29 protein-coding genes and 1 tRNA gene are annotated in these 24,675 nt (G+C 64.8%); 15 read left to right on the top strand and 15 right to left on the bottom strand.

The features are described from left to right. Nucleotides 1–13: 13 nt before the first annotated feature. From AUL32_RS09310 to AUL32_RS09290, 5 genes are read right to left on the bottom strand one after another with little or no spacing between them, the layout of a single operon-like run. A complete protein-coding gene (locus AUL32_RS09310) occupies nucleotides 14–2,932 on the bottom strand; it encodes a toprim domain-containing protein (protein WP_062114057.1) in 2,919 nt (972 codons plus the stop codon). Between the two features lies 1 nt (nucleotide 2,933). Continuing rightward, the gene (locus AUL32_RS25115) at nucleotides 2,934–3,350 is read right to left on the bottom strand and encodes a VRR-NUC domain-containing protein (protein WP_062114055.1); all 417 of its coding nucleotides are present in this window, start codon (nucleotides 3,348–3,350) and stop codon (nucleotides 2,934–2,936) included. Nucleotides 3,351–3,378: 28 nt separating this feature from the next. Further along, nucleotides 3,379–3,672 carry a hypothetical protein gene (locus AUL32_RS25590; RefSeq protein WP_062114052.1) on the bottom strand — a complete coding sequence of 98 codons (294 nt, stop codon included), beginning with the start codon at nucleotides 3,670–3,672 and terminating at the stop codon, nucleotides 3,379–3,381. Then, nucleotides 3,669–5,258, bottom strand: coding sequence for a DEAD/DEAH box helicase (locus AUL32_RS09295; RefSeq protein ID WP_062114049.1), 1,590 nt, complete (start codon nucleotides 5,256–5,258; stop codon nucleotides 3,669–3,671). The genes AUL32_RS25590 and AUL32_RS09295 overlap by 4 nt, the downstream gene beginning before the upstream one ends. Nucleotides 5,259–5,260: 2 nt before the next feature. Beyond that, a complete protein-coding gene (locus tag AUL32_RS09290) occupies nucleotides 5,261–6,538 on the bottom strand; it encodes a DNA-methyltransferase (RefSeq protein WP_062114048.1) in 1,278 nt (425 codons plus the stop codon). Nucleotides 6,539–6,997: 459 nt separating this feature from the next. On the opposite strand from AUL32_RS09290, the gene AUL32_RS09285 reads away from it, so the two are divergent. The 14 genes from AUL32_RS09285 to AUL32_RS09225 all read left to right on the top strand — a co-directional run bounded on the left by AUL32_RS09285 (nucleotide 6,998) and on the right by AUL32_RS09225 (nucleotide 14,569). Then, nucleotides 6,998–7,651: a helix-turn-helix transcriptional regulator gene (locus AUL32_RS09285; protein ID WP_062114044.1), complete on the top strand. Its 654-nt coding sequence runs from the start codon at nucleotides 6,998–7,000 to the stop codon at nucleotides 7,649–7,651. A 113-nt stretch (nucleotides 7,652–7,764) separates the two neighbouring features. Beyond that, the gene (locus tag AUL32_RS09280; protein ID WP_156421389.1) at nucleotides 7,765–8,295 is read left to right on the top strand and encodes a hypothetical protein; all 531 of its coding nucleotides are present in this window, start codon (nucleotides 7,765–7,767) and stop codon (nucleotides 8,293–8,295) included. Continuing rightward, on the top strand, nucleotides 8,292–8,468 hold the full coding sequence (locus AUL32_RS25110; RefSeq protein ID WP_156421388.1) for a hypothetical protein: 177 nt from the start codon (nucleotides 8,292–8,294) through the stop codon (nucleotides 8,466–8,468). The genes AUL32_RS09280 and AUL32_RS25110 overlap by 4 nt, the downstream gene beginning before the upstream one ends. Next, nucleotides 8,465–9,436 (top strand): YqaJ viral recombinase family nuclease, encoded by a 972-nt coding sequence (locus AUL32_RS09275; RefSeq protein WP_062114033.1) that lies wholly within the window; start codon nucleotides 8,465–8,467, stop codon nucleotides 9,434–9,436. Before AUL32_RS25110 ends, AUL32_RS09275 begins: the two co-directional genes overlap by 4 nt. Beyond that, entirely contained in the window at nucleotides 9,433–10,377 is a 945-nt protein-coding gene (locus AUL32_RS09270; RefSeq protein WP_062114030.1) for a hypothetical protein, read from the top strand. Before AUL32_RS09275 ends, AUL32_RS09270 begins: the two co-directional genes overlap by 4 nt. A gap of 3 nt (nucleotides 10,378–10,380) precedes the next feature. Continuing rightward, nucleotides 10,381–10,587, top strand: coding sequence for a helix-turn-helix transcriptional regulator (locus AUL32_RS09265; RefSeq protein ID WP_062114028.1), 207 nt, complete (start codon nucleotides 10,381–10,383; stop codon nucleotides 10,585–10,587). A gap of 183 nt (nucleotides 10,588–10,770) precedes the next feature. Next, entirely contained in the window at nucleotides 10,771–11,277 is a 507-nt protein-coding gene (locus tag AUL32_RS09255) for an HNH endonuclease (RefSeq protein ID WP_062114022.1), read from the top strand. Next, nucleotides 11,267–11,740, top strand: a complete 474-nt coding sequence (locus AUL32_RS09250; protein ID WP_062114019.1) for a helix-turn-helix transcriptional regulator — start codon at nucleotides 11,267–11,269, stop codon at nucleotides 11,738–11,740. Before AUL32_RS09255 ends, AUL32_RS09250 begins: the two co-directional genes overlap by 11 nt. Continuing rightward, on the top strand, nucleotides 11,740–11,982 hold the full coding sequence (locus tag AUL32_RS26515) for a Thoeris anti-defense Tad2 family protein (protein ID WP_062114011.1): 243 nt from the start codon (nucleotides 11,740–11,742) through the stop codon (nucleotides 11,980–11,982). Before AUL32_RS09250 ends, AUL32_RS26515 begins: the two co-directional genes overlap by 1 nt. After that, entirely contained in the window at nucleotides 11,979–12,821 is an 843-nt protein-coding gene (locus AUL32_RS09240; RefSeq protein ID WP_062114008.1) for a thymidylate synthase, read from the top strand. The genes AUL32_RS26515 and AUL32_RS09240 overlap by 4 nt, the downstream gene beginning before the upstream one ends. A gap of 83 nt (nucleotides 12,822–12,904) precedes the next feature. Continuing rightward, nucleotides 12,905–13,432, top strand: a complete 528-nt coding sequence (locus AUL32_RS09235) for a hypothetical protein (protein WP_156421387.1) — start codon at nucleotides 12,905–12,907, stop codon at nucleotides 13,430–13,432. 162 nt (nucleotides 13,433–13,594) lie between these two features. Beyond that, entirely contained in the window at nucleotides 13,595–14,017 is a 423-nt protein-coding gene (locus AUL32_RS09230; RefSeq protein WP_062114003.1) for a hypothetical protein, read from the top strand. Between the two features lie 11 nt (nucleotides 14,018–14,028). Continuing rightward, entirely contained in the window at nucleotides 14,029–14,340 is a 312-nt protein-coding gene (locus AUL32_RS25105) for a hypothetical protein (protein WP_156421386.1), read from the top strand. After that, the gene (locus tag AUL32_RS09225) at nucleotides 14,333–14,569 is read left to right on the top strand and encodes a hypothetical protein (protein ID WP_062114001.1); all 237 of its coding nucleotides are present in this window, start codon (nucleotides 14,333–14,335) and stop codon (nucleotides 14,567–14,569) included. The genes AUL32_RS25105 and AUL32_RS09225 overlap by 8 nt, the downstream gene beginning before the upstream one ends. A gap of 90 nt (nucleotides 14,570–14,659) precedes the next feature. Here the strand turns inward: AUL32_RS09225 and AUL32_RS09220 are convergent. The 5 genes from AUL32_RS09220 to AUL32_RS09200 form a co-directional block, all read right to left on the bottom strand. Next, a tRNA-Lys gene (locus AUL32_RS09220) sits at nucleotides 14,660–14,735 on the bottom strand. 147 nt (nucleotides 14,736–14,882) lie between these two features. Next, a complete protein-coding gene (locus AUL32_RS09215; RefSeq protein WP_062113999.1) occupies nucleotides 14,883–15,311 on the bottom strand; it encodes a PilZ domain-containing protein in 429 nt (142 codons plus the stop codon). 213 nt (nucleotides 15,312–15,524) lie between these two features. Beyond that, nucleotides 15,525–16,544 carry a ketol-acid reductoisomerase gene (ilvC, locus tag AUL32_RS09210; RefSeq protein ID WP_062113997.1) on the bottom strand — a complete coding sequence of 340 codons (1,020 nt, stop codon included), beginning with the start codon at nucleotides 16,542–16,544 and terminating at the stop codon, nucleotides 15,525–15,527. Beyond that, nucleotides 16,528–17,193, bottom strand: a complete 666-nt coding sequence (locus tag AUL32_RS09205) for a TetR/AcrR family transcriptional regulator (RefSeq protein ID WP_082659486.1) — start codon at nucleotides 17,191–17,193, stop codon at nucleotides 16,528–16,530. Before AUL32_RS09205 ends, ilvC begins: the two co-directional genes overlap by 17 nt. A gap of 133 nt (nucleotides 17,194–17,326) precedes the next feature. Next, the gene (locus tag AUL32_RS09200; protein ID WP_061976591.1) at nucleotides 17,327–18,454 is read right to left on the bottom strand and encodes an ATP-dependent DNA helicase; all 1,128 of its coding nucleotides are present in this window, start codon (nucleotides 18,452–18,454) and stop codon (nucleotides 17,327–17,329) included. 194 nt (nucleotides 18,455–18,648) lie between these two features. Here AUL32_RS09200 and AUL32_RS09195 point away from each other — a divergent pair, with 194 nt between their 5' ends. Next, complete coding sequence (locus AUL32_RS09195) at nucleotides 18,649–19,566, top strand: sugar phosphate isomerase/epimerase family protein (RefSeq protein ID WP_062113989.1); 918 nt, start codon at nucleotides 18,649–18,651, stop codon at nucleotides 19,564–19,566. A 64-nt stretch (nucleotides 19,567–19,630) separates the two neighbouring features. Here AUL32_RS09195 and AUL32_RS09190 read toward each other — a convergent pair whose 3' ends face one another. The 5 genes from AUL32_RS09190 to AUL32_RS09170 form a co-directional block, all read right to left on the bottom strand. Continuing rightward, nucleotides 19,631–20,224, bottom strand: a complete 594-nt coding sequence (locus tag AUL32_RS09190; protein WP_062113986.1) for a LysE family translocator — start codon at nucleotides 20,222–20,224, stop codon at nucleotides 19,631–19,633. Between the two features lie 79 nt (nucleotides 20,225–20,303). Continuing rightward, the gene (gene ilvN, locus AUL32_RS09185) at nucleotides 20,304–20,885 is read right to left on the bottom strand and encodes an acetolactate synthase small subunit (RefSeq protein ID WP_061976594.1); all 582 of its coding nucleotides are present in this window, start codon (nucleotides 20,883–20,885) and stop codon (nucleotides 20,304–20,306) included. Nucleotides 20,886–20,945: 60 nt separating this feature from the next. Next, nucleotides 20,946–22,739: an acetolactate synthase 3 large subunit gene (locus tag AUL32_RS09180; RefSeq protein ID WP_062113983.1), complete on the bottom strand. Its 1,794-nt coding sequence runs from the start codon at nucleotides 22,737–22,739 to the stop codon at nucleotides 20,946–20,948. 202 nt (nucleotides 22,740–22,941) lie between these two features. After that, nucleotides 22,942–23,790, bottom strand: a complete 849-nt coding sequence (locus AUL32_RS09175) for a DUF1206 domain-containing protein (RefSeq protein ID WP_082659454.1) — start codon at nucleotides 23,788–23,790, stop codon at nucleotides 22,942–22,944. 73 nt (nucleotides 23,791–23,863) lie between these two features. Further along, complete coding sequence (locus tag AUL32_RS09170; protein ID WP_062113977.1) at nucleotides 23,864–24,637, bottom strand: transporter substrate-binding domain-containing protein; 774 nt, start codon at nucleotides 24,635–24,637, stop codon at nucleotides 23,864–23,866. Nucleotides 24,638–24,675: the final 38 nt, after the last annotated feature.

The following is a 24,675-nucleotide window of genomic DNA, read 5'->3' as shown; positions in this document are numbered from 1 at the left end:
AAACGTCAACGCCTCATGCGTCGTTTTCCGCAGGGTCTCGGTCGCCGACCAGCGCATCTAACGGCAGGTCGACATAGGGAGTGTTCACGCCGACCGCGAAATAGCAGTTCCCCTTGGGCGTGACGGCGCCGTCGACGTTGCGCAGGAGCGTGCGGATGTTGGTGCCAGCCCATTCCGTGCCGCGCAGGACGCGGGACTTTAGGGCTTCCGCCGTGGTGCTGACAAAGACCGAGGCCCGGCCGCCGCCCAGGTTCACCTTAATCCCCATTCTCCCGAGCGCCTTCTCGGCGGCTTTCTTCTGCTTGTTGTCCACCTCGATCTTGCGGCCGAAGCCATGCGGATCGTCCTGCAAGACCTTGTCCGGCCCGAGACATAGGTCGATGAGTTCGCCGACCGTGCGTTCCCAATTGCCGCCCTCGGGCGTGTTGTTCTTCACCAGATAGCCCGTGAGAACCTGCAAGAAGCGGTCTTGATCCTTGACCGCATTCTTGGCCGTGTGGTCGCCCCACTCGTTGCCGCGAATCCACGCAAGCGCATCCTCGAACGTGATGGCCTTGGTGCTGTTGAGGAGGAAGGCGCCGGCCAAGAGCGGCCCAAGCTGGTCGCCCAAGCGCTTCACCCCGAAATGCGTGGTGGCCGCCTCGGTGAACTTGTCGACGTTCGCCCGCAGCGTCGGCAAATGCAGGATGGTGCGCGCCAGGAGTTTGCGGGAGAAGGTCGGGTCCATGAGTTTGGAGATGCGCCCGAGCAGCGCCTCGTAGTGCTTCTTGTTCGCGGCCTCCTGTTCGACCGTGTCCGCGTCGGGCTTCGATAGGGTCAGCTGCGTAAAGCGGGTCTCGTCGGCATAGCCTTCGATCTGCGTGTTGATCGAGGCGAACACGAACATGGAGCGGGCGCGATAGCCCTTGGTTCGCTGGTTCGATGTACCCTTGCGGATGATGCCGTCCTGTTCGCTGGCGGCCACGCGCGCCAGGTCGAGGATGGACCGAATGCGGGTCTGCGAATGGAGGTCGCGCGGCTCGGCCTCATCGAAGACGACCGGCAGCGCATCCATGCCGAGCGCACCGCGAATGCCGGCCTCAGTCGTGGCACCGACGACCGTGATGGCCGAGGTGCCAAGCGCGCGCTTGATGATCTTGTCCATGACGGTCGACTTGCCGGCGCCCGCCGGCCCGTTGACCCAAATGTGGGGCCGCCAGTTGAGGAACCCGCAAACGGGCGCGACGACGCAGAAGCCGGCGAGGAGGTAGCCGGACAAAGGCGAGTTCCACCGCAGGGCTTTGCAGATGGTCAGGAACTCGCGAGCGTCGTCCGTGGTCGTCGTCTCCTCGACCTTTACCGCGATCGGCTCGCCGGCATCGTAGACCAGCTTGGACTTGTGCCGAGCGATGGCCGTCTCGCGACCATCCACGACCAGTCTATCGCCCGCATGAAAGATCGCTGTCGTGTCCTCGAACCACGCGCCTCGCCCTCGAACCCGGTTGTGGGCCACGAACTTGCCGCGCCGTTTGCAAGACCGGATGCACGCGTTGACGGCGGCTTTCCAGTCGACGCCGCCTTCCTTGCCCTTGCCGGGGAACTCGACCTCCCACCACTGCAAGGGGGCGAGGATCATGAGGTTTTCGGCCTTGTGCGAGGACGCGCCAAGCTCGATGACCTGGGCGACGTCGCCGGGCTGGTAGAACATGCTCTTGTCGTCGATCCCCAGGCAGCGGAAGTGCGGCGCGCCGAAGTCCGCCATGGGGTCGACATCGTCTTCGCGCTCGCCGCCCGGCTGGTGGGTCTCGCCAGGGTCCTCGCCAGGATTTCCATAGTCGTCGGGCGAGGCCGGCGGGGGGATGTAGTCCGGCACCTGCCGACGCGCGCGCTCGGCAGCGAAGTCGACGACGTTGGCCGGCATCGGATGCGAAAGCGCCTCACGGACGCTCTCGATACCGTGGAAGCGGAAGAGGTCGTCGAAGTCCTTGAAGTCGCGTGGTGCCTCGCCATTGGCCTCAATCGCGGCATCGTCGAAGACAGGACACGCGACCATGCCGTCTACGACCTTCGCAGCCTCGCGGGCCTTGGTAAGGCCGGGGTTGTCGACAGGGGTCCGCGTGAAACGATCATTGTCCGCCGCGAAGACCAAGCCGGCCTTAGGATACTTCTGGCGGATGGCTTCCGCGACGCTCTTGAGGTTGCCCGAGTCGAGGGCGACCACGACAAGCGTGCCCATGGCCTCATGCACGCGGGCGCAGGTCGCATAGCCCTCGCCGATGATGATGGTGCCGGCGGGGTCCTCTGGCTTCTTGCCGATCGTGTGATAGGAGCCGGCTTTCGGCGTGCCCTTGATGAAGAGCTTTTTGCCCGTGTCGTCGATCGTCTGGCCGCCGACGAGGGTGCCGTCCGGTCGGTAGATTGGGACGAACAGAAGCCCCGCCTTGGCCCGGCGATTCGGCTTCTCCGAGTCGTGGACGGAATAGCGGACGTCTTCGGCCAACTGGCGCAAGCCCGGAAAGACCGGCAGGCCCTTGCGCGCGAGATACGGGTGCGCAGGATCAGCCTTTTTCGTTTTCGCCATGATCGCAACGGCGGCGGTCGCGGCAGCATCGGCGGCGAGGCGCCCATCCTCCCGGCGCTGCGCGGCGGCCTCGTCCATACGCTGCCGAAGGACGGCGCGCTCTTCGGGCGTCATCTTCTGCGGGCGCTTGACCGTCCATGTGTCCTCGATCCCGAGCCGCCAGTCGCCGAAGTGGCCTGACGCGGGCTCGTCGAGGTGAAGGGTGGAATAGACGTCCTTCTTGCCGCGTCGTTTGGGCTCGGTCGAGTCGACCCGGTGCAGCTTCCCGTCTGCGATGGGATGGCCGCCAGCCGTGTCGATATGGATTCCGGCCGAGCGCATCGCGTCGAGGAATTGAGCGACGGCGTCACCGTCGCTGGCTGGCATCGGCATGCTAGGCGCCCCATGATTTGATGGCTGCGACGGCGTCAGCGACGCTGCGCGCGATGGCGGCGAAGCCCCCCGACTTCCGCACGACATCGACGAAGTTCTTTTGCTCGGGCGTGGCCCGGCCAGTGCCGTCCTTGATCTCTACCGCCGTGAAGACAAGGACCGTCCGTCCGACCATTTCCGGCGTGACCACGACGGGCGTGCCACCGATGATGTCCGAGGAGCCGGTGCAGAGGCCGGCGCGCAGCGGGCGCGCGGCCATGACGACGCGCTCGCCGCCCTTGGCCCGATAGGTCTGGCCTGCGGAAAGCTCGAATGACTTGCCCGCCCAGCCGGAGCCGGTGTTGTTCCGCCAGACAAGCGACCCGGCGCGCGAAAGCGCCAGGAGGCAAGAGTTCATGAGGCCGGTGCCGGATGTCATGAGTGAGGGTCCGAATATGCGCGATGCGTCATCCCTTGTCGCCTGACGTTTGCAATTCGTCAACGTCGTTCGCGTGCTGGCGGGCGCAAACCGAGGCGTAATGCCGGAACACTTCGTCCGCCTGGGCCGGGCCATAGACCCTGACCATCTCGACCGCCAGCGCATCGAGCATGCCAAAGGCGGCACTGTCTCGGCGACCAGCGGCTAGCCCCAACACCTCTGCCACCGCCTTGCGGCCGGCGTCGCGGGTCAGCTTCATCGTGAGGGCCGTTCCGGCATCAAGCTCGCCGGTTTGGACGTGGTCGAAATAGCTCTTGGTCATGCGTATCGCCTCGCGGTCGTTTCGTGTCGGGCCGCCCATACTTTCTCGGCCCAGGCTTTGGGGTCTTTGCGGCCACGCAGCGTACCGATTCGGACGAGGTCTTCGAGCGTGTTCGCTTGTTCGTTCTCGGCTTTCTCCTCACGCCCTTTGAGGACGTGTTCGGCCCACTTCTGCGGGTTTCTGATCCCGCGTGCCCTCCCCTGTTTGACGAGGTCGTCGAGGGTTCGCGCTCGGCCTTGGTCCTTCCGGGTTTCCAGCTTGGCGGCCTTAATCTCGACCTCTTGAAGCTCGCCGGCCAACTCGGTGACGGTGCGGCCCATGGTGGGATACTGGTGGCCGCAGTTCGGGCAGGCCGGCGCCGGCTGGTGAACCCGGTAGCAGGTTGGGCACTGGCGGACGGGGTTCGAGGGCTCGTCGTTGTCGTTCGAGCCGCGCTTGCGCTTCACTCGCCCGTCGAGCGTCCAGTCCCGTTCCTGGCACGGAAGTCCATGCCCGCGCCCGCCCTCCTCTTTCGGCCGCGTGTTTCCGGCATGGTCAAGGAGGATTGCGAAGGGCTTCGGTCCGGCGGCGATGGCCATGCGACGACCCTCGACAGATGAGAGGTCGAAGCCTGGCGCGTAGACGGCGCGCAACGCGCGGCCCACCTGCTGGATGAAAAGGGCGAGCGAGTCGGTCGGACGCAGAAGGATGGCCACCTCGATCGCAGGCAGGTCGAAGCCCTCGGACACAAGATCCACCGAAGAGAGGACTTGGATTTCGCCCCGTTCGAACGCCTTGATAAGCGCCTCGCGGTCAGCCGATTCCCCGTCGATGTGCGCGGCCCGGTAGCCTGCGGCCTGGAATTGCGCGACGACCTGCAACGAGTGCTTGATGCTGACGCAGAAGACCATCGCGCGGCGACCGTCCGCCAGGCGGCGATAATGCTCGATGGCGTTGCCGGTCACGGCGGTCGTGCCGATGCGCTCCTCGACCTCGCCCCGGTTGAGGTCGCCGCCCGTGCGCTTAACGCCCGTGAGGTCCGGCGCGCTCGGCGCGAACAGGCGATAGGGTGAGAGGTAGCCATTATCGATGAGCCAGGACGTCGACGGCCCCTTCACCATCGACGAGAACCAACGGCCGAGCCCCGTGCCGTCAAGGCGTTCCGGGGTCGCGGAAAGGCCGACGACGTAGGTCCCGGCCGCCTTGAAGGCGTCGATGACGTCCGCCCAGGTCTTGGCGCCGGAGTGGTGCGCTTCGTCGACGATGCAAAGGTCAGGCGCTTTATGCTGGTCGAAACGAGCCGCGAGCGTGGGGATGCTCGCAATCTGGATGGCCTCATGACGATTGCCGGTGATGCCGGCGGCGATGAACCCGTAGGTGAGTCCGGCCTTGTCGAAAGTCTTGGCCGTTTGGAGGAGGAGTTCCTTGCGGTGCGCTAGGAACATGACCCGCTTGCCCCGCTTCGCGGACGACGACGCCATGAAGGTGGACAAGACCGTTTTGCCCAAGCCGGTCGGCGCCTGGATCAGCGTCGATCGATGCGCGGCGAGTTCGGCGCGCGCGGCGCGGATAAGTTCGGACTGGTGGGGATATAGCTGGATCGTCATGACTACCGCGCGGATGTTTGCATTTTGTCATCACTCTTCGCAAACAAAGGCAACCCCTCTGCCGCTGCCGGCGTCGTCCTGGCACGCTTCTTTTCGTCAGGGCCGGCGAGAACGAGCGACATGCGCTTTGCGATCATCGCTTGGTATTCCTCCTCTCGCTCGACGAGGATGGCGTTGCAGCCCTCCCAATAAGCAGCTTCGCCGGTTGTGCCGGTCCCAGCGAACGGGTCGAGCACGGTGCCGCCGCGCCGGCAAACGAGACGGATGCACCAACGCATGACATCGACGGGCTTAATGGTCGGATGCCCGAGCCCGTGGCGGTCGTCGCCATCGGCCTTGGCCGAATAGAAGAAGCGAGAGGCCGAGAACTCGCCGACCGCCGGAAACGCCGCTACGACCTCCTCCGACCCGTCATGAAGAAGGTTGGCCGGGAAGCGGCCGGAGCGTGCTTCGCTCAAGACCGTTTCGAGGCCGCGTCGGGCTTCCTTTGTCTCAGGGGCGCCGAGCTTGTTGCCATGGATCGCGGCGAGCGATTGAAGTTGCGTCCGCACCGACTCTTCGCCGACCTTGCAGGCGCCGACGTTGAGCGCGCCCGTGCCATGGGCAAGGCAGTTCTCGGCGACGGTGCCGTCGAGGCTCTTGCGCGCCAGGACGATGGGCTCCCATGCGGGCTTGAGGGCCGTGCCCCAGCCTTCCCATTCGGCGGCCTGCGGGGTCGCGGCCCGCGTTTCGCGCCGAATATCTTCGGCTGCGCCTATGCCACTGAGCGCGTTTTTGCCGCCGAGCGTCCCCTTCCATCCCGTCTTCCGTTCGCTGACGACTTTCGGTTCGGCCCCGAGCTTTTTGTCGATCGCCTTCGACACGTTGTGCGACTTGGGGAACCCCGTCCCATAGACCCAGGCAAGCTGGTCACGGATGTCGAACCCAGCCCCCTCAATCGCCACGGCGATATGGTGATAGGTCCGCGTGCCGGAGAAGGCGACGACATGCCCACCAGGCTTGAGGACGCGATAGCACTCCTGCCAGAACTCGACCGAGAACGCGCGTTCGCCAGTGTCCCATTCCTTGCCCATGAAGCCGCGAGAGGCGCGAGCGAACGCCCCATCGGTCCCGAACTGCGCGGGCGCGGCGCCCTCCTTCCCGAATCGGTTGACGATCGATGTGAGAGCGTATGGAGGATCGGTCACGATGGCGTCGACGCTACCCGATGCGATGAGTCGCAGCCGGTCGAGGCAGTCGCCAGGATGAAGGGCAATTCGCCCTCCCAGGTATGTGGACAAGTCCACCCTCGAAGCATGAGACATAGGAATATAAACCTTTCTGTTCCCCTGTGGATAATGGCTAGAACCGAGCGTTGGAAATCCATATTTCGCAGGGCTTTCCGGGTCGTCTTGACCCCTGTGGGAAAGCCATGGAAGCACACTTTTCACGCGAGCGTGCCTTGGTTTGTTCTTGTAATGTTCCGGTTCTGAGGTAATCATTCCTCCTGTCACTGCCTGAGTGAACATGTCGCGGAGAGGATGCCCCCTCCCCTTCGCGCGGAGCCCCCAGCCAGACCGAATGAATTGACGCCACGCAAATGCGCGGGCGCGCGACATCGCGCGTTCACCAATTTCATTGGAAAACGTCACCGAGGGAGTGTTACGAGTGATCTTCGATGATACGAAGCAATATGCGTTGATACGCCGCAACCTCTACGGAGGTGGAATTGCGGTTCGCAAACGGGTGGGGGCACTCAGATGGTCGATGAACAGAACGATGCCGTTGACGAGGCAATTGCCGACGCGGTTCGCAAGCCGGATCAAAAGTGGTTCTCGGATCGCATCCGCGACCGCAACCTCACGCAGCGAGCGCTCGCCAAGCTCCTTGAGATGGACCCGTCGAGCCTGTCGCTCCTCCTGCACGGGAAGCGTCGCATGAGGGTCGAGCAAGCCGCCGAAATCGCTCGTCTGCTCAACGTGCCCGTTGAAGATGTCATGCGCCGTGCCGGCGCAGACGTCCTGGGTTCGAGCGAGCGGAACAGCATCCCGTTGGTGGGCTGGATCGATGCCGATGGCGTCGCCAAGATCGATTGGACGAAGAGCGACCATCGCGTCGACTTCGACACCGACCTGCCGCCCACAGCCGCCGCGATCCAGTATCGCACCGCGCAGACCAAGGCCGACATGTTCGACGGCTGGCTCGCTGCCATTCTGCCGCCGCGTGCGCCAGAGGAAGGCGCCATGATTGATCGCATGTGTGTGGTTGGTCTCAAGGGTGGCGGGACGTTGCTGCGCCGCGTGCGCCGGGGCTACACGCCCGGCCGCTATACCCTGATTTCGGTTTTCGTTGATCCCATTCACGATGCCGAACTCGCCTGGTTCTCGCCGGTTTTGTTCATCCGGCCGGTGTAATCAAACCGCATCATTTTTTATCGCGGCGTCGCTTCCGTTGTTGACCTATCGCACTTCCGTTGACATTGTGCAAACGGAAATGACGAAACGCAACGGCGTGAAGGTCGCGATAGATGAGCGTGCAACTGAGGGTCGGGGGTCGTTACCGCCTGACAGATGGCAGCAAAATTGGTCCGATGACGGAAGACCATTCTCTCGGTCTTCGCTATCGGTTCCAACACAACGGGTCCTTCTACAGCGACCAGGGGGAGCGGTTTCGAGGCAACGGCCCCAATGTGGCAGAGGAGTTGCCTGCCGAGACCTCGCCGGAGGAGCCGCCGGCATCCGTTGCCGTGGTAGAGCGTGAGGGCGACTACGCCGTCCTACGCGACATCCTCGACGAAGCGTTCGCCCAGGCCGCCAGCGGCAAGGGTCAGGAACGCCATGCGAACGGCCAGCGGTTCGAGGATCAACCCATCCTTCGCATCGCGCAGGAGGAAGGCGCCGGGTTTCTGACCGGCCAGGCGAAGAAGAAAATCACCGAGGCGCGCGGCATGGTCGAGCGCCGCCAGTACGGCGCGGCCGAACGCGAATTCCTCGGCGCCATCGTCTATATCGCAGCGCGCATCCACCTCCTGCGCCAGATGAAGGGCTCGGGCGCATGAACGGCACCTTTGTTGTTCTGGCGGCCCTGACAATGGTGACGGCGTCGACCTTCATCAGCATGGACGAAGGCGCGTACCGTGCGAAGCATGGCGGCTTCCCTGCCGGCATCCTCTACTCGATGTTCGCTAGCTGGGCCGCCATCGGCATGCTTGCCTATTGGGGTGCCGCATGAGCAAGCGAGTTCCCCACTCCCCCTCTTCGTGGTTCTGGCCGCGCAAGGAATCGACCTGGCACAAGCTCCGTGCCGGCGACATCACCGCAACGTCGGCAGCGGCCCTGTTCGGCGTCTCCCCTTACATGACCCCGTTCGACCTCTTCCACCGCCTAACCGGCGCCGTGGAAGTCGTTATCGAAGAAACCGAGCGAATGCTTTGGGGAAAGCGTTTGCAAAATGCAATCGCCGATGGCATCTGCGAGGACAAAGGATGGCGCATCGTCGATGCCTCGCTATTCCTCTATGCCCGCTCGATCGCCTTCCCCGGCATGGGCGCCTCGCCCGACTACATCATCGAGGACATCGCCCGTCCCGAGCGCGGCCTCGGCTGTCTCGAAATCAAAAACGTCGACAAGTTCGTCGGCATGGACGAGTGGACGGACACAGAAGCACCCGTCCATATCGAGATGCAGGTGCAGCACCAGCTTGAGGCATGCGACCTCGGCTGGGGCGCTATCGGCGGACTGATCGGCGGCAACACGCCGAAAGTCTACGAGCGCGAGCGCGACCGGGAAGTCGGCGAGGAAATCGGACGCCGCTGCGTCGAGATGCTGGACCGGGTGAAGCGCAGCGACGCGCCCGACCCCGACTTCCTGGCGGACTACGACACAATCCGCACGCTCTACCGCAACGCCACCATCGGCAAGCAACTCGACCTCGACGAGGCCGACCGCTTCGAGTCCGACCGCGTCCTCGCGCTGATCGAGGCGGCGAGCGCGGCCAGTGTCGCCGCCAAGCATGCCGACGAGGACAAGAAGCGGGCGCAAGCCGAACTCCTCGTTGCGATCGGCGACAACGAACGCGTCATCGGCCGGGGCTTCAAAGTCTCTGCCGGCACGACCCACAAGTCGGAACAAACGGTCGTCATGCGCGCGACCAGCTTCCGCAACCTCCGCATCACCAAAGCCAAGGAACAGACCGCATGAGCGATTCCACCGCTGTCACCGTCGCGACTCCCGCCTCCCACGCCCCGGTTTCCGTCTTCACGTCGATGGCCTCTTTCGAGTCCGCGCAGCGGATGGCGAAAGCCCTGGTCACCTCCGACCTCGTCCCCGACGCCTACCGGGGCGAGAACAAGGTCGGCAACGCCCTGATCGCCATGGACATGGCGCAGCGCATGGGCCTCTCGCCCATGGTCGTGATGCAGAACCTTCACATCATCTCGGGTCGGCCGTCGTGGTCCTCGGCCTTCATCATCTCCGCGCTCAACTCCTCCGGCATGTTCTCGCCGCTTCGGTTCAAGGTCACGCCGCTCGGCAAGCGCAAGGTCGACTACGACACCTGGGAAGGCCCGAAAGGGAACCGCCACAAGGTCAAGAAGACCGTCGAAATCGATGACGTCGAGTTCGTCGCCTATGCGGTCGAGCGCGGCACGGGTGAAATCCTCGAAGGCCCGCCGGTCTCCTATTCGACGGCGGTCAAGGAAGGCTGGTTCACCAAGCCCGACTCGAAGTGGCAGACGATGCCCGAACTCATGGGCCGCTACCGCGCCGCTGCGTTCTTCGGTCGCCTCTACGCTCCGCACATCCTCAACGGCATGCAGACCGACGAGGAAGTCCTCGACGTCGACGACTTCAAGGTCGTCTCTCCTGCCCCTGCCGCTGTCGCCAAGGACGAGCCCGCCAAGCCCGATGGGCGCCCGGCTGGCATCCACGCGGCCATGAATCGGGGGAAGGCCGAGACGCCGAAGAAGACCACGTCCCGCGTGAAGCCGGCGGCCGAACCGGAGCCGCAGCCGGAACCCGAGCAGGAAGTTGAGGAAGTCGAAGCCGAGGTCGTCGGAGAGGCCGAAGCCGCTGACGATGGCGTGCCGTTTGACGTCGACCACGACGATGGCGACGGCGACGACGGCTATGAGCCGGCCTGATCCATGTCCGAGGAACTCCTCACCACTCAGGAGGCCGCCGAGCGCTTGCGCTTGTCGGTCCCCACCCTGGCCCGCTGGCGGGTCCAAGGTTCCGGGCCGGTCTACATCAAACGCGGCGCCCGCGTTTTCTACCGGCCCACCGATCTCGACAACTTCATCCAGGCAAGCGCGCGCAGCCAAACGCGCGGGGAGGAAACCCATGCGCGATAACGCTCTCTTCTCTGCCGTCGTCGAGGTTCGCGGCATCACCGAACGCGAAGTCAGAGTCCGCGTCCCCGCAACAAACCGAGAGGCTGTCTTGTCTCTCGCCGTGGCCGATGTGGAGCCGCGCGGTGATGGCTGCGCCGATCTGACAATGCCCATGGTCTTGGCGGCCGAGGCGGGCCTCGCGTGATGGTTCGGGACCTTGAAGCCTTCAAGGCTTGGCTCATTCGGTGTGGGGCCGAAATCCTGGCCCCCACCAGCATGTGGGAGGTGCTGCGCGTCCGCACCTTCTCGGGCGTGCATGTCGTCCACCGGAACCGAAAGGGACGCCAGCGCTGGCCGGATGGCTTGGTCGAGATTGCTGACCTCTTCCTCGACGGCGGCAACCCGGCTCTCTCGCCCACGGCCCGCACGCGCCGCTCGTCTCACCTTCGGCAGCGCTACCCCGTTCTGCGGGCGCGCGACGGCGCCGGGTGCTTCTACTGCGGCAGCTTCGTGCCGGCACCGGACGACGCTTACCTGCCGGATTACGAGCCGACCGTCGAGCACCTTGTGCCGATCGCGCACGGCGGCCCGAACCACCTCTCCAACACCTTCCTCGCCCACAAACGCTGCAACAACATCGCCGGCAATCTGTCGGCGGTCGAGAAGATCACGCTTCGGGAGAAGATGCGGGAGGCCAAGAATGGCCAGTAGCCTCGCGCCCGATAGCGTCAATCTCGTTCGCCAAATCGACGCTCTGCATGCCCTCACCATCGTCCGCATCGAACGAGGCATGTCCTCGCGGTCCCTCTGCGAACTCGCCAACCTCAGTTCGAACAGCATCGCCGAATGGCGCCGGGGCCGGCGGGCGCCGCAGCTTTCGAACTTCATCCGGCTTGCCCAAACGCTGGGCTACGAGGTCGTTCTCGTCGATGGCAAGGATGCGGCTACGGACTTCCGCGACCTCACCGCCTGCATTGATCGCATCGACGTCGAGCGCCGCGCCAAAAAGGTCGGCCTCTATGAGATGGAGTTGCAGGCCGGCGTCTCAGTGCGGACCTACTATTCCTGGTGGAACGAGGACCGCATCCCGACCATCGCCAACCTCGTCGCCCTTGCCGAGACCTTCGGCTTTTCTGTCATCATGAGAAGGGTGCCGGTCGGCACTGACGCGTGATGGACTTCCCGGCCGCTATGCGCGCCGTCCTGGCAGGCGACGCAGTCCGGCGGGATGCATGGGGGCCGCGCCGAGCCGTTCGCCTTCTCAAGGCTCCATGGAACGGCACCGACGAAATCCTCGCCATGGTCGACAGGCTGAACCGAGGCGATGTCCCTCCCTACCCCTACGGCCCGCGCGGGGAAGACGTGCGCGGCACCGACTGGACCATCACCACCATCCAAGAAAGGGCTTCGGCATGAGCCTTCATGACACCAAATATGGAAACCTGCTGCAATCGCTTCTGGTCGGAGGCGAGACGCGTGAGGATCGGACGGGGACCGGCACGCTGGCCCTCTTCGGCAGCATGACGCGGTATGATCTGCGAGAGGGCTTCCCGCTCCTGACGACGAAGCGTGTCCACTTCCCGAGCGTCGTGGCCGAACTCGTCTGGTTCCTATCAGGCTCGACGAACATCCGCGACTTGCAGGCGATGGGCTGCACGATATGGGACGAGTGGGCGGATGAGGATGGCAACCTCGGCCCCGTCTATGGGCGCCAGTGGCGTGCTTGGTCTATCGATGACCATCATCCGTTGCCATCACGCTACCTGCGTGGGGAACGCTCGACCTTCGACCAAATCGCCGCCGTCGTTCGGGGTCTTCGCGAGAACCCTACATCTCGCCGCCACATCGTCTCGGCTTGGAACGTGGCGGACCTCCCCGACATGGCGCTCCCGCCGTGCCACGTCCTCTTTCAATTCCACGTCTCGCAGGGCCGCCTCTCCTGCCAGCTTTATCAGCGGTCGGCCGACGTGTTCCTCGGCGTGCCGTTCAACATCGCGTCCTATGCCCTTCTGACGCATCTTGTGGCGCGCGAAGTCGGCCTTGAGGTCGGTGAGTTCGTCCACACCATCGGCGACCTGCACCTCTACCTCAACCACGTCGAGCAGGCCCAAGAGCAATTGCGTCGCCTGCCGCGCTTCGCCCCTCGTCTCGTCATCGCACCGGACGCGCCTGGCATCTTCGACATCCGACCCGAACACATCAGCCTCGCCAACTACGATCCGCATCCCGCCATCAAGGCCCCGGTCGCGATCTAACCCTTCCTTTTGATCCCATATCGGACGATTCCAATGGTTGCAAAACGTCAACTTACCCCCGCCCCGGTGTCATTTCGGCTACGGTGCAGGCATCCTCTCTCCTTGCTGCTGCTAAATCCGCATGCGCGGTTCAGGCACGCGAGTTCAGCGTCATCCCCATCCTCCATTGCCTCACTCTGATCGCCAGGGCTGACGGGCTTGCGGTCGAGTATCGTGGAGTGGATTTCATGGCTCGGGCGGAAGCAGCCGGCTCCGGCGAGGGATGCATCGTCGTGCCGGCGCGTGCGCTCCTGGCGTTCCTTGGTGCTGTCACCTCCGACGAGGTGAAAATCGCCAAGGCGAAGGACGATCCTCGCGCCGTCTTTTCGGCCGGGACGCAGTCGATTGCCATCGGATGCCTTTCGGCCGCCGACACGCCGACTAAGAAAGCGCCAGGCGAGCCGATCCGGCGACTCGTCCTCGGCGAAGGCGTGCTTGCCAGCCTCCTCGATATGACACTGCCTTTCGTCTCGTCTGAGGAGACGCGCTACTATCTCAACGGCGTCGCCATGAACGTCGAGGGCAACGTGCTGACCGCAGTAGCGACGGACGGGCACCGCCTGGGCAAGTGACAGACCACGCTTGCGAACGAGGGACCGGACGTCCCCTCATCAATCGTCCCGCGTGAGACATGCAAGCTTGTCGCGACGCTCATTCGCGGGGCCGAGGTCGATGTCACCTTCTACGCCAAGGCGGTCGAGTTTCAGACGCCGACATTCTATCTGCGCTCGGACTTGATCGACGGCACCTTTCCGGCATGGCAGCGCGTCGTCCCGGCGGTCGGAGCCCACGAGCTTTTGTTCAACGGGAGGTCTGCGGCGCGCTTCCTGCGGGCGGTCAAGGGCATCACGAAGGAGCGCGGGCGAGCGGTGACGATCCGCGAGAGCAACGTCGGTGTCGCGTTCAAAATGCAGGCGGCCGACTACGACATCGAGTTCGCTGACATGGTCGAAGGTTCGGTCTCGGGCGAGCCAAGAATCGTCGGGCTCAATGCCGGCTATCTCGCCGCCATCATCAAGGTTCTCGGTGGGGGCGACATCACCCTGAACATGACCGATCAAAGGTTCGACGCCGAGTGCGCAGACTCTCCAATCCGCATCACGTCCACCAATTCGGCCGAGGGTGACATCGTCGTCCTCATGCCCATGCGGGTTTGAGGAGGCTGACCATGATCGATGAGCTTTCCATGGATGCCCGCATCGTCCTCAAATCGTGGTTTGGCTGGGGGCCGAAAACGACGGTCACTGTCGGAGGTCAGGATGCGCAGTCCGTCCTTACCGATCGCGGCAAAGCGGCTGTCGATGAATTGATCGCCGCCGGCTTCATAACGGCCGAACCCGTTCTCCATCACCCAGGACGCATGAGCTACCGGGGGACTTCGAAGACTCAGCCCCGGTTGACCGAAGCGGAGATGCGAGAGCACGGGAAATGGAGCGCTACGGGACCCAACCCAGCACGGAAAGGCCCCGCCAATGGTTGAGAAGCACACCGTCCACCTGCGCAATGGCGGCAAGGTCGTGATGGAAGGCGACCGCTGCGAAATCCATCTAGCGGGTCCTATCGTTGTCCATCGCCGGCATTGGATTCGCCTCTTGTCGCCAAGAGAGGAAGTCGACAGGACGCTCTCCTACGGCGAGAGCCGAGGGGTCGAAGCGGCGCTCGAAGAGGCGTTTACCGCCGTCCCGATGACGGTCTACCCGGACGACTGATCGCTACCACGCAAAAGAGCCGCTGCTACCAGTGCGCTACCACACAAAAACGAAGGGCGCCCATTGGGCGCCCTAAATCGTTGAAAAGAATGGTGGGTGATGTAGGGATCGAACCTACGACCCGCTGATTAAGAGTCAGCTGCTCTACCAACTGAGCTAATCACCCGAAGCGCTGTGTTTCGCGCTCTTCAGTGCCGGTCGGCGTCTGTGAGGCGGTGTATACGCAGGGCGATTGGCCCTGTCCACCCTCTTTTTGCACCGCCCTCGATTTTTCTCGTTTGTACTTGTGGGACAAGGGCTTGCAGCGGATGCCTCAGCCGCGGTGCCAGGGAAGGCGAGAAGCGATGGAGATCGGCAGCGGCTTGGCGAAGAGGCGAAGCCCTTCCTCCGACTCGGCCTGGGCCGCGAGACCCGCCATCGAGGCGGCGTGGGGCACGACACTGACGGTCTCTTCCCCGTCAAGCGCCACGTCGAGGAAATGGATGCCGGCGAAGAGCTCGCGGCGGTAGACCAGCTTGGCGGGACGGATCGCCTCGTCGTCGCCCATGCGGAACTCGAAATGCTTGGGCAGCGGCACCGAACCGTCGATCGTCAGCAGGGCGCCGGTCGCGGAAATGTTGCGAACGATGCAGTCCACCGTCGAATAGCGGTTGTTGAACAGAATCTGGGCGCGCTTGAAAATGCGGGTTCGAGGCGCGACTCGCCGTTCATTGCTGTCGGATTCCGGTTGCGCGAGAGCCATCACTCCGTTCCTTCGCCGATTTCACGACGTAGTTTTAGCTCGCAATGGTTTGTGCTCCCTGAATCCCCGGCCGCGAACTGGCGGCATCCCGTTCTTTTTTCCGGCCGTTTGCTGTTCCTGAACGAAATCGCCCGCCGGACGCGCAAGGCGGCCGGCGGGCGATCGTGATTCGAGAACCTCGGCGGGGCGCGAACGGCGCCCCGAAGGGATCGATTAGTTGCGGGCCTTGTCGACCAGCTGGTTCTTGGCGATCCAGGGCATCATGCCGCGCAGCTTGGCGCCGACTTCCTCGATCTGGTGCGCGTCGTTCACGCGGCGGATGCCCTTGAAGCGGGCGGCGCCGGAGCGATACTCCTGCATCCAGTCGGAGGTGAACTTGCCGGTCTGGATGTCCTTGAGGACGCGCTTCATCTCGGCCTTGGTCTCGTCCGTGATGATGCGCGGGCCGGTCACGTACTCGCCCCACTCCGCCGTGTTGGAGATGGAGTAGTTCATGTTGGCGATGCCGCCCTCGTAGATGAGGTCAACGATCAGCTTCACTTCGTGCAGGCACTCGAAATAGGCCATCTCGGGGGCGTAGCCGCCCTCGACCAGCGTCTCGAAGCCGGCGCGGATGAGCTCGACCAGACCGCCGCAGAGCACGACCTGCTCGCCGAAGAGATCGGTCTCGCACTCTTCCTTGAAGTTGGTCTCGATGATGCCCGAGCGGCCGCCGCCGACGCCGCAGGCGTAGGAGAGCGCGAGCTCGAGCGCGTTGCCGCTGGCGTCCTGATGAACGGCCACGAGGCAGGGCACGCCGCCGCCCTTCTGATATTCGCCGCGCACGGTGTGGCCGGGGCCCTTGGGCGCGATCATGACGACGTCGACGCTCTTCTTCGGCTCGATCAGGCCGAAATGGACGTTCAAACCGTGCGCGAAGGCGATGGCCGCGCCGTCGCGCAGGTTGTCGGCGATCTCGGCCTTGTAGATGTCGGCCTGCAGCTCATCCGGCGTCGCCATCATCAGAAGGTCGGCCCAGGCGGCCGCTTCCGCGACATTCATGACCTTGAAGCCGTCGGCCTCGGCCTTCTGGCGCGTGGCGGAACCCTCCTTGAGGGCGATCGCGACGTTGCCGGCGCCCGAATCCTTGAGGTTCAGCGCATGGGCCCGGCCCTGGCTGCCGTAGCCGACGATCGCGACCTTCTTGGACTTGATTAGGTTCAGATCGGCATCGCGATCATAATACACGCGCATGGGTGTTTCCTCTCTCGTTGATGGGTGCGGCACGGGCCGCTTCGTGGGCCCCGTAAAGGGCCAGGAACTGCTGCGTCGCACGCCGGGCGTCCCGGTCGATCTCCGCGTCAGTGATGGGGGTTCGGTCGCCGAGCAGGAGGCGGATCTGCACGTCCCGCACGACGAGGCCGAAGAAAGTGCCGAAGGCGAGGTCCGCGTCGTCGAAGGCGAGCAGCCCCGCCTCGTGCGCGAGATCCAGGAAGGGCCTCAGCCGCGCGCGCAGCGCCACCGGGCCGTTTTCCAGAACGATCAGCCCGAGATCGTGATTGTCCGTGCCCGCCTGCCCGACGGCCACGCGGTTGAGCGCGATCGAGGTGCGGCTGGCGATGACGCGCAGCCAATCGGAGGCGAACTGCTCCAGCCCCTGCACCAGCGATTCCGGGCACAAGGTCTCGCGGCGCATCGGCAGCGCCCGCACCTTCGCGGCCTGCCACTGCACGGTCGCGGTCAAAAGCCCGTCGCGCCCGCCGAACCACTTGTAGAGCGTTTCCTTGGAGCAGCTGGCGCGGCGGGCGACGGCTGTCATGGTGAGCTTGTCGCCATCCTCGACCAGCAGCGACAAGGCAGCGTCGAGCACCGCCTTCTGGCGCTCGCTCAGGGCCTCATCCATGGGGAAGATCGCACTCATCACCGCTCGACTCTTCGCCGCTCGCGTTTCGCCAGCTGCCCAATACGTACCGTACGTTACGGTTCGCACTACACAAGGCGTGAACGAGAGGCAAGAGGGCAGAGCGCCGGCTCGGCTATTTCACGACGATCAGACGCTCGGCGGCGCGGGTGATGGCGGTGTAGAGCCAGCGCTCGCGCGATTCCTTGAAGGCCCAGCTTTCGTCGAAGAGCATGACGTCGTCCCATTGCGAGCCCTGCGCCTTGTGCACGGTCAGGGCATAGCCATAGTCGAAATCGTCGTAGCGCTTCTTGGTGGCCCAGGGGATCTCCGCCGTCGGATCCTCGAAGACCTGCTTCAGGAGCTTGATCTTGGCCATGCCCTTGTCGATGTCGTCATCGTCGGGCTTCACCAGGAGATTGGTGCCGGGCTTCACGGTTTCGGGCGAGGCCGTCATGACCTGCCAGAGCGAGCCGTTGAGCAGGCCTTTGGCCGGGTCGTTTCGCAGGCAGACGAGTTTGTCGCCCGACTGCGGCAATGCGCCGGTGAAGCCCTTCAACTCGCGCAGGCGATTGTTGTAGAGGCGGCGCGTCCGGTTGGTGCCGACCAGAACCTGATCGGCCGCCAGCACCTCGTCGCGGTCCACCTCCCGCTTGGTGATGACGCGCGCGGCGCCATGGTCTCCGAGCTGCAGCTCGCGCCCTTCCCGCGCATCGAGCGCCAAGGCGAGAATCGGATTGTCTCGCGCCTGGCGGTGGATCTCGGTGAGCAGGAAGTCCGGCTCGGCTTCGGTGAAGAAGCCACCGCCCGAAACCGGCGGCAACTGGCCGGGATCGCCCAGAACCAGAATCGGCGTGCCGAAGGACAGGAGATCGCGCCCCAGCGCCTCGTCCACCATGGAGCACTCGTCCACCACCACGAGCTTGGCCTTGGCGACCGGGCTCTGGCGGTTGAGCGAGAAGGTCGGCGAGACGCGCGCCGTGCCCGTCGTCTCGTCCTCCGAGGCCTCCTCGCCGCGCGGGCGATAGATCAGGGAGTGGATGGTCTTGGCCGACTTGGCGCCCTTGGAGCGGAGCACCTGCGCCGCCTTGCCGGTGAAGGCGGCGAACTGCACGCCGCCCTCCACCCCTTCGGCGAAGTGGCGCGCGAGCGTCGTCTTGCCCGTGCCGGCATAGCCGAACAGGCGGAAGATCGGCTGGTCGCCGCGCCGCAGCCAATCGGCCACACGCGTCAGCGCCTCGTCCTGCTGCGGAGAGAATTTCATGGCGCGAGGCGTCGCAGAAAACCGCGCCTTTGCCAAGCACTCGATGCAACCGGCGGCGCGCCGACGGCGAGGATCGAGCAGGTAGCATTGTAAAACCGTCATGGGCGCGAACTATGAGCAGTCTCGCGGCCGATCCACCCTCCCCGTTCGGGACGGCGGCCTTTCCCAGCGCCTCCAACCGAGAGACTCGCTCCATGTCCGGCATCATTTCCGCCATCGGCTTCTGCAACAACACCGGCCCCGGCGATCTGTCGACGCTCGACGCCTCGCTGCGCGCGGTCGCGAATACGGGCGCCGACGCATGCGAAATCGGCATCTATGGCGAGGAGATCATCGCCGGCGGCCGCGTCATCGAAGAGCGCCTCGCCCGCGTCGCCGCCATCGCTTCCAACTATCGGTTCCGCAAGCTGTCGCTGCACGGGCAGATCGTCTCCAACTTCATGGACCGCGAGAATCTTCACCTTCAGAAGGGGGTGGTGCGGGCCATGTTGGAGCTTTGCGATCGTCTGGGCGCCGGCGTGCTGGTGCACCATTGCGGCTCGGCCCAGCTGACCGAGGGCGTGACGCCGGCCGATCTCGACCAGATGGAGCGCGAGGCGCTGTTCGAGATGGCGGAGGTCGCCAAGACCTACGGCACGCGCATCGTTCTCGAAAACATCTTCACGACCGAGCCCGGCCAGTATCGCCAGACGCCGACCCAGGTCGCCGAAACCGTGCGCGCCGTCGGCCACGCCAACCTCGCGGCGCTGATCGACTTCGGCCATGCCTATATCGAATCGCGCTACAAGGGCCTCGACTTCCGCGCCGAGCTGCGCGCCATGGCTGACGTGACCGGCCACCTGCATGTGCACGACAATTTCGGCCTGCCTTACACGACGAAGACCTTCTACCACCGGGCCGAGGCCACGGCGCTCGGCATCGGCGATCTGCACCTGCCGCTCGGCTGGGGCGATATCGCTTGGGAGGACATCTTCTCCGAGCTGACCTTCCTGCCCGACACCACCCTCATCATGGAAATCGGCGCGGAGCGCTTCGCGGCCGAGCAGCCCGCCTGCCTGGAGCGCGCCCGCAAGCTGGCCGACCTCGTCAACGCGCGCAGCATGGCCGCCTGAGCCGAACCATCATAGCAACCAGCCGGACCAGTGATGGGGTTCGGCTGGTCGCTTCTCGCCAAGCTCAGCGCAGCATCGGCCAGAGCGTCGCCACCAGCGCGAGCCCCATGACGATGTTGAAGACGCGCAGTCGCCTGGGGTCGGAGAGAAACCCGCGCAGCGCCACGCCGAAGCCGGCCCAGATGGAGACGCTGGGAAAGTTCACCAGCGCGAAGGCGGTGCCGACCAGAAGCACCGAGACGTCAGGCGATTCGGCCTGCGTGTAGGCGCCCATGGCGACCAGCGACATGGCCCAGGCCTTCGGGTTGACCCATTGGAAAGCTGCGGCCTGCCCGAAACTCAGCGGCTGGCCGCCCACCTCCGCCTTTCCCATCGAGCGCGAAAAGGCGATCTTCCAGGCGAGCCAGAGCATGTAGAGGACGCTGAGGAACTTCAGCGCGGTCTGGAGCGCGGGCACCGCATGAAGCAGCGCGCCGAGGCCGAAGCCGACTGCGAGAAGCAGCGAGAAGAAGCCGATCGCGATGCCCAGCATATGCGGGATCGTGCGGCGAAAGCCGAAGTTCACGCCCGATGCCATCAACATCATGTTGTTCGGCCCCGGCGTGATCGAGGTGACGAAGGCGTAGACGAGCAGACCAAGAAACAGGTCGAGAGGCATGGAAAGCTCCGGGCGCGCCAGCGCGCTGCCCGGAAGCGGGAGCGTCAGACGCCTAAGACAGAAGAAAAGGCCGAAATCATCAACTCTCGTGCGCCGCTTCGCGGCCGCGCGCCATGGCGGCGACGCCCGTGCGGCAGACCTCTACGAGGCCGAGCGGCGCCATGATCTGGATGAACTTCTCGATCTTGGAGCCCTTGCCTGTGATCTCGAAGACGAAGTGGTCCGTGGTGGAGTCGACCACCTTGGCGCGGAACACGTCGGAGAGACGCAGCGCCTCGACCCGGTCCTCGCCTTTTCCGGCCACCTTCACCAGCGCCAGCTCGCGCTCGATCGGGCCGTCGTCGCCCAGACCCACCGCGGTCTTGGTGAGATCCACCACGCGGTGAACCGGCACGATCCGGTCGAGCTGGCTCTTCAGCTGCTCGATGACCGCCGGCACGCCGCGCGTCACCACGGTGATGCGCGAGAGATGCTTGTTGTGGTCGGTCTCGGAGACGGTCAGGCTCTCGATATTGTAGCCGCGCCCGGAGAACAGGCCGATGACGCGCGCGAGCACGCCCGGCTCGTTGTCGACCACGATTGATAGGGTGCGCGATTCCGGCGAGGGCTTCTCGTCGGTGATGAAATAGGCCGAGGCTGGCGGCTGGATCGGTAGGTTCATGGCAAAGGCTTCTCGAAAAGCGAGCGGGGTTCGGCGGGGCTTATGCCCCGCCGCGCGATGTCAGACCAGCGCCTTGCCCTTGGCATCGATGGCGTTGGCGACGACGTCGTCGCTCGCCTCGTCGGGCAGCAGGATCTCGTTATGCGCCTTGCCGCTCGGGATCATCGGGAAGCAGTTGGTGAGATTGGCGACGCAGCAGTCGAAGATGACCGGCCGATCGACCGAGATCATCTCCTCGATCGCGGCGTCGAGATCGCCCGCCTTTTCCGCCCGGATGCCGACGCCGCCATAGGCCTCGGCCAGCTTCACGAAGTCCGGCATCGCCTCCGAGTAGGAATTGGACAGGCGGTTGCCGTGCAGGAGCTGCTGCCACTGGCGGACCATGCCCATATACTGGTTGTTCAAGATGAACACCTTGACCGGCGCGCCATGCTGGACGGCGGTCGAAAGCTCCTGCGTCATCATCTGGATCGAGGCGTCGCCCGCGATGTCGATGACCAGCGCATCGGGATGCGCAATCTGAACGCCGACCGCCGCCGGCAGGCCGTAGCCCATCGTGCCGAGGCCCCCGGAGGTCATCCAACGGTTAGGCTCCTCGAAGCCGTAGAACTGCGCGGCCCACATCTGATGCTGGCCGACCTCCGTGGTGATGAAGGTCTTGCGGTGCTTGGTCAGCTCATAGAGGCGCTTGACCGCGTGCTGGGGCATGATGACATCGCCTTCCTGGCGATAGGCCAGGCAGTTGCGCGCCTTCCAACGGCCGATCTTGGCGTTCCACTCGGCCATCGCCGCCGGGTCGGCCTTGGCGCCGCTGTCGCGCCAGATCGAGACCATGGCCTCCAGGACATGCGCGACGTCGCCGATGATCGGCAGGTCGACGCGCACGTTCTTGTTGATGGAGGACGGGTCGATGTCGATGTGGATCTTCTTGGAGTTCGGCGAGAAGGCGTCGAGCCGGCCGGTGATGCGGTCGTCGAAGCGCGCGCCGACGCAGATCATGACGTCGCACTCATGCATGGCGAGGTTGGCCTCGTAGGTGCCGTGCATCCCCAGCATTCCCAGCCAATTGTCGCCCGACGCGGGATAGGCGCCGAGGCCCATCAGGGTCGAGGTGATGGGAAAGCCGGTCATCGCGACGATCTCGCGCAGCACTTGCGAGGCGTGCGGACCGGAATTGATGACGCCGCCGCCGGTATAGAAGACCGGGCGCTTGGCCGACTTCATCAGATCGACAGCCGCCTGGATGCGGCCGCGCTCGGGCTCGACCCGCGGCTGATAGCGCTGCTTGGCGCGCGAGAGGCTCGGCGGCGTGTAGGTGCCGGTCGCGAACTGCACGTCCTTCGGAATGTCGACGACGACCGGGCCAGGACGGCCCGAGGTCGCGACATGGAAGGCCTCGTGCAGGATCTCGGCGAGATCCTCGACATTCTTGACCAGCCAATTGTGCTTGGTGCAGGGCCGCGTGATGCCGACCGTGTCGCATTCCTGGAACGCGTCCGAGCCGATCAGCGTGGTCGGGACCTGACCCGTGATGCAGACGAGCGGGATCGAGTCCATCAACGCGTCCTGCAGGGGCGTGACGGCATTGGTGGCACCGGGGCCGGAGGTGACCAGCATGACGCCCGGCTTGCCGGTGGAGCGGGCATAGCCTTCGGCCGCATGGCCGGCGCCCTGCTCGTGGCGAACGAGGATGTGCTTGACGTGGCTCTGCTGGAACAGGACGTCGTAGATCGGGAGGACCGCGCCGCCGGGATAGCCGAACAGGTGTTCGACGCCATGGTCCTTCATCGCCTGGACCACCATCTGGGCGCCCGTCATCTGGCGGGTCCCGGTCTCCATCATCATCTCGTTCATCGTGCGGCCTTTGAGGGTTTCGTGCCGGTCGGCGCGGCGTGTCGAATTTCAGGCAATAAAAAAGGCCCTCCGAGGGGCCTTGGGTTGCGCACACGTGGCAAAAGCCGGACGGTCCCTAGACCGTCTCGCGTGTGCGCCTGCTTACGAGGAGAATGAGCTTCTTCGACATGGGAGCGGACGTTAGTCGCCCGCCCCGCATCCGTCAAGCCGCTCCGCGCGCCTTTCGAATCGCCTCGCTCGGGTCGAGATCGGGCGAGCGGATATGGCCGTAGCGCGCCAGGAGCAAAGCATAGAGGCCGAAGGCGACGAGCCCGAGCCCGGTGGTCGACAGGATCGCCCAGCCATAGGGCCAGGAGCCGATCTCGCCGAGCGCATCCTCCAGGCCCGGCGTATGGTCCGGCGTCCAGCGCGAGGCGCCGGTGAAGAACAGAACCGCGATCGCGGCGAAGACGAGCCCGCGCGCCACGAGGCCGAAGCGGCAGAGCGCGATCATCCACCCGGCGTGGGCGGCGGGAAGCGAGAGAAATCGCAGGAAGCTGCCGTCGAAGGCCTTCTTCACCTGCGCGCCCGCGACGCCTAGCATGACGAGCCCCGCCGGCAACGTGAACCAGGGGCCAAAGACCGGACCCCAGCGGTCGAGAATATCGGACCCGCCCTCCCCGCCGCCGACGGACACGCCGAACAGGAGCGAGGCGGCGTAGAGCGCGAGGAACGTATAGGCGAGGCCCGAGACGAAGCGGCCGATGCGTGTGAAGATGCCCTTGGCGTCGCGGCCATAGCCGTCCGCGTCGAAGATGGCTTGAACGAAGCGCCAGAGCGCGAAACAAGGCAGCGCGATCACGAGGAGCACCAGCATCACACCGCCGAAGGGCGAGCCGACGATGCGCGAGATCGCCTCCTCCTCGCTCAGCGTGTTGCCGCCGGCGAAAGCGGTGCGAAAGGCGAAATAGCCGATCGTCATGAACACGGCGGCGCGGGCGAGATAGCCGAGCCGCGCGCCCTTCTCGATCGCGTCCCGATGATCGCGGATGCCCATAGGCGTGCTCGACATGGCGTTCCCCCTTTGCGGGTCAGAACGGCACCACGCGATCGCGGGTTCCGCCCTGCCCGACCGGGCAAGCGTCTCACTTCATATTGGCATCGACGATCCGGTCGAACTCGCCGGTCGCCTTGGCCAGATGCAGCCATTGGTCGACATAGGCCTTGAAGGCGCCGTCGCCGCGCGGGAGCATGATGCCCATCTCGCCATATTGCAGGGGCTGGTCGGGGTTCACCGCACAGAGGCCGGGATGCAGCTTTTCCTGCAGCTTCACCTCGACCGATTCGGCCACCATCACGTCGGCCCGCCCTTCCAGGATTTCCTTGAAGATCACCCGGTTGTCGGGAAAGAGCTGGATCGCGGCCTTCTCGAAGCTGGCGCGGGCGAACTTCTCGTTGGTGCCGCCGGGATTGACCACGACGCGCGTGCCCTCTCGGTCGATCGCTGCGACGGTCTGATATTTCGACACGTCCTCGCAGCGCACGATCGGCGCCTTGCCGTTGACGAGATACATCTGGCTGAAGCCGACCTGCCGCTGGCGCGGCAGCGTCACGGAAATGCCGCTCAAGGCCACGTCGCACTTGGCGTTGAAGTCCACGACGAGGTCGGACCATTTGGTCGGCACGAAGACCGCTTCCGCCTCCAGCGATTTCGCCAGCGATCGGGCGAGATCGATGTCGATGCCGGTGAACTCGCCCCCGTCGTCCGCCCGGTACGAGAAGGGCCGGTAGTCGCCCGTCGTGCAGACGTTCAGCACCTTGCGCTCCACCACCTGATCGAGCCGGCTCGGCCCCTCGGCAAAGGCGGCGGGCGCGCCGAGAAGGGTGGCGGCGAGAAGGGCTGAAACGAGGGACTTCATCGATCGGGAACCTCTTGGGATGGATAGGGTCGAAGGCT

This window comes from Aureimonas sp. AU40 (assembly GCF_001463785.1).
Taxonomy (GTDB): domain Bacteria; phylum Pseudomonadota; class Alphaproteobacteria; order Rhizobiales; family Rhizobiaceae; genus Aureimonas.
The sequence above is the reverse complement of the archived record's forward strand: the minus strand, read 5'-3'. Positions and strand labels throughout refer to the sequence as shown.

Excerpts from the sequence above, each read along its gene's own strand:
- ilvN (WP_061976594.1), bottom strand. The coding sequence starts at position 20,885 with ATGAACCTACCGATCCAGCCGCCAGCCTCGGCCTATTTCATCACCGAC.
- AUL32_RS09205 (WP_082659486.1), bottom strand. The coding sequence starts at position 17,193 with ATGGATGAGGCCCTGAGCGAGCGCCAGAAGGCGGTGCTCGACGCTGCC.
- AUL32_RS09180 (WP_062113983.1), bottom strand. The coding sequence starts at position 22,739 with ATGAACGAGATGATGATGGAGACCGGGACCCGCCAGATGACGGGCGCC.
- AUL32_RS09275 (WP_062114033.1), top strand. The coding sequence starts at position 8,465 with ATGAGCAAGCGAGTTCCCCACTCCCCCTCTTCGTGGTTCTGGCCGCGC.
- AUL32_RS09200 (WP_061976591.1), bottom strand. The coding sequence starts at position 18,454 with ATGAAATTCTCTCCGCAGCAGGACGAGGCGCTGACGCGTGTGGCCGAT.
- AUL32_RS09190 (WP_062113986.1), bottom strand. The coding sequence starts at position 20,224 with ATGCCTCTCGACCTGTTTCTTGGTCTGCTCGTCTACGCCTTCGTCACC.
- AUL32_RS09285 (WP_062114044.1), top strand. The coding sequence starts at position 6,998 with ATGGTCGATGAACAGAACGATGCCGTTGACGAGGCAATTGCCGACGCG.
- AUL32_RS09265 (WP_062114028.1), top strand. The coding sequence starts at position 10,381 with ATGTCCGAGGAACTCCTCACCACTCAGGAGGCCGCCGAGCGCTTGCGC.
- AUL32_RS09215 (WP_062113999.1), bottom strand. The coding sequence starts at position 15,311 with ATGGCTCTCGCGCAACCGGAATCCGACAGCAATGAACGGCGAGTCGCG.
- AUL32_RS09295 (WP_062114049.1), bottom strand. The coding sequence starts at position 5,258 with ATGACGATCCAGCTATATCCCCACCAGTCCGAACTTATCCGCGCCGCG.
- AUL32_RS25110 (WP_156421388.1), top strand. The coding sequence starts at position 8,292 with ATGAACGGCACCTTTGTTGTTCTGGCGGCCCTGACAATGGTGACGGCG.
- AUL32_RS09175 (WP_082659454.1), bottom strand. The coding sequence starts at position 23,790 with ATGTCGAGCACGCCTATGGGCATCCGCGATCATCGGGACGCGATCGAG.
- AUL32_RS09280 (WP_156421389.1), top strand. The coding sequence starts at position 7,765 with ATGAGCGTGCAACTGAGGGTCGGGGGTCGTTACCGCCTGACAGATGGC.
- AUL32_RS09240 (WP_062114008.1), top strand. The coding sequence starts at position 11,979 with ATGAGCCTTCATGACACCAAATATGGAAACCTGCTGCAATCGCTTCTG.
- AUL32_RS09255 (WP_062114022.1), top strand. The coding sequence starts at position 10,771 with ATGGTTCGGGACCTTGAAGCCTTCAAGGCTTGGCTCATTCGGTGTGGG.
- AUL32_RS09170 (WP_062113977.1), bottom strand. The coding sequence starts at position 24,637 with ATGAAGTCCCTCGTTTCAGCCCTTCTCGCCGCCACCCTTCTCGGCGCG.
- AUL32_RS25105 (WP_156421386.1), top strand. The coding sequence starts at position 14,029 with ATGATCGATGAGCTTTCCATGGATGCCCGCATCGTCCTCAAATCGTGG.
- AUL32_RS09225 (WP_062114001.1), top strand. The coding sequence starts at position 14,333 with ATGGTTGAGAAGCACACCGTCCACCTGCGCAATGGCGGCAAGGTCGTG.
- AUL32_RS25590 (WP_062114052.1), bottom strand. The coding sequence starts at position 3,672 with ATGACCAAGAGCTATTTCGACCACGTCCAAACCGGCGAGCTTGATGCC.
- AUL32_RS09310 (WP_062114057.1), bottom strand. The coding sequence starts at position 2,932 with ATGCCGATGCCAGCCAGCGACGGTGACGCCGTCGCTCAATTCCTCGAC.
- AUL32_RS25115 (WP_062114055.1), bottom strand. The coding sequence starts at position 3,350 with ATGACATCCGGCACCGGCCTCATGAACTCTTGCCTCCTGGCGCTTTCG.
- ilvC (WP_062113997.1), bottom strand. The coding sequence starts at position 16,544 with ATGCGCGTGTATTATGATCGCGATGCCGATCTGAACCTAATCAAGTCC.
- AUL32_RS09270 (WP_062114030.1), top strand. The coding sequence starts at position 9,433 with ATGAGCGATTCCACCGCTGTCACCGTCGCGACTCCCGCCTCCCACGCC.
- AUL32_RS09250 (WP_062114019.1), top strand. The coding sequence starts at position 11,267 with ATGGCCAGTAGCCTCGCGCCCGATAGCGTCAATCTCGTTCGCCAAATC.
- AUL32_RS09195 (WP_062113989.1), top strand. The coding sequence starts at position 18,649 with ATGTCCGGCATCATTTCCGCCATCGGCTTCTGCAACAACACCGGCCCC.
- AUL32_RS26515 (WP_062114011.1), top strand. The coding sequence starts at position 11,740 with ATGGACTTCCCGGCCGCTATGCGCGCCGTCCTGGCAGGCGACGCAGTC.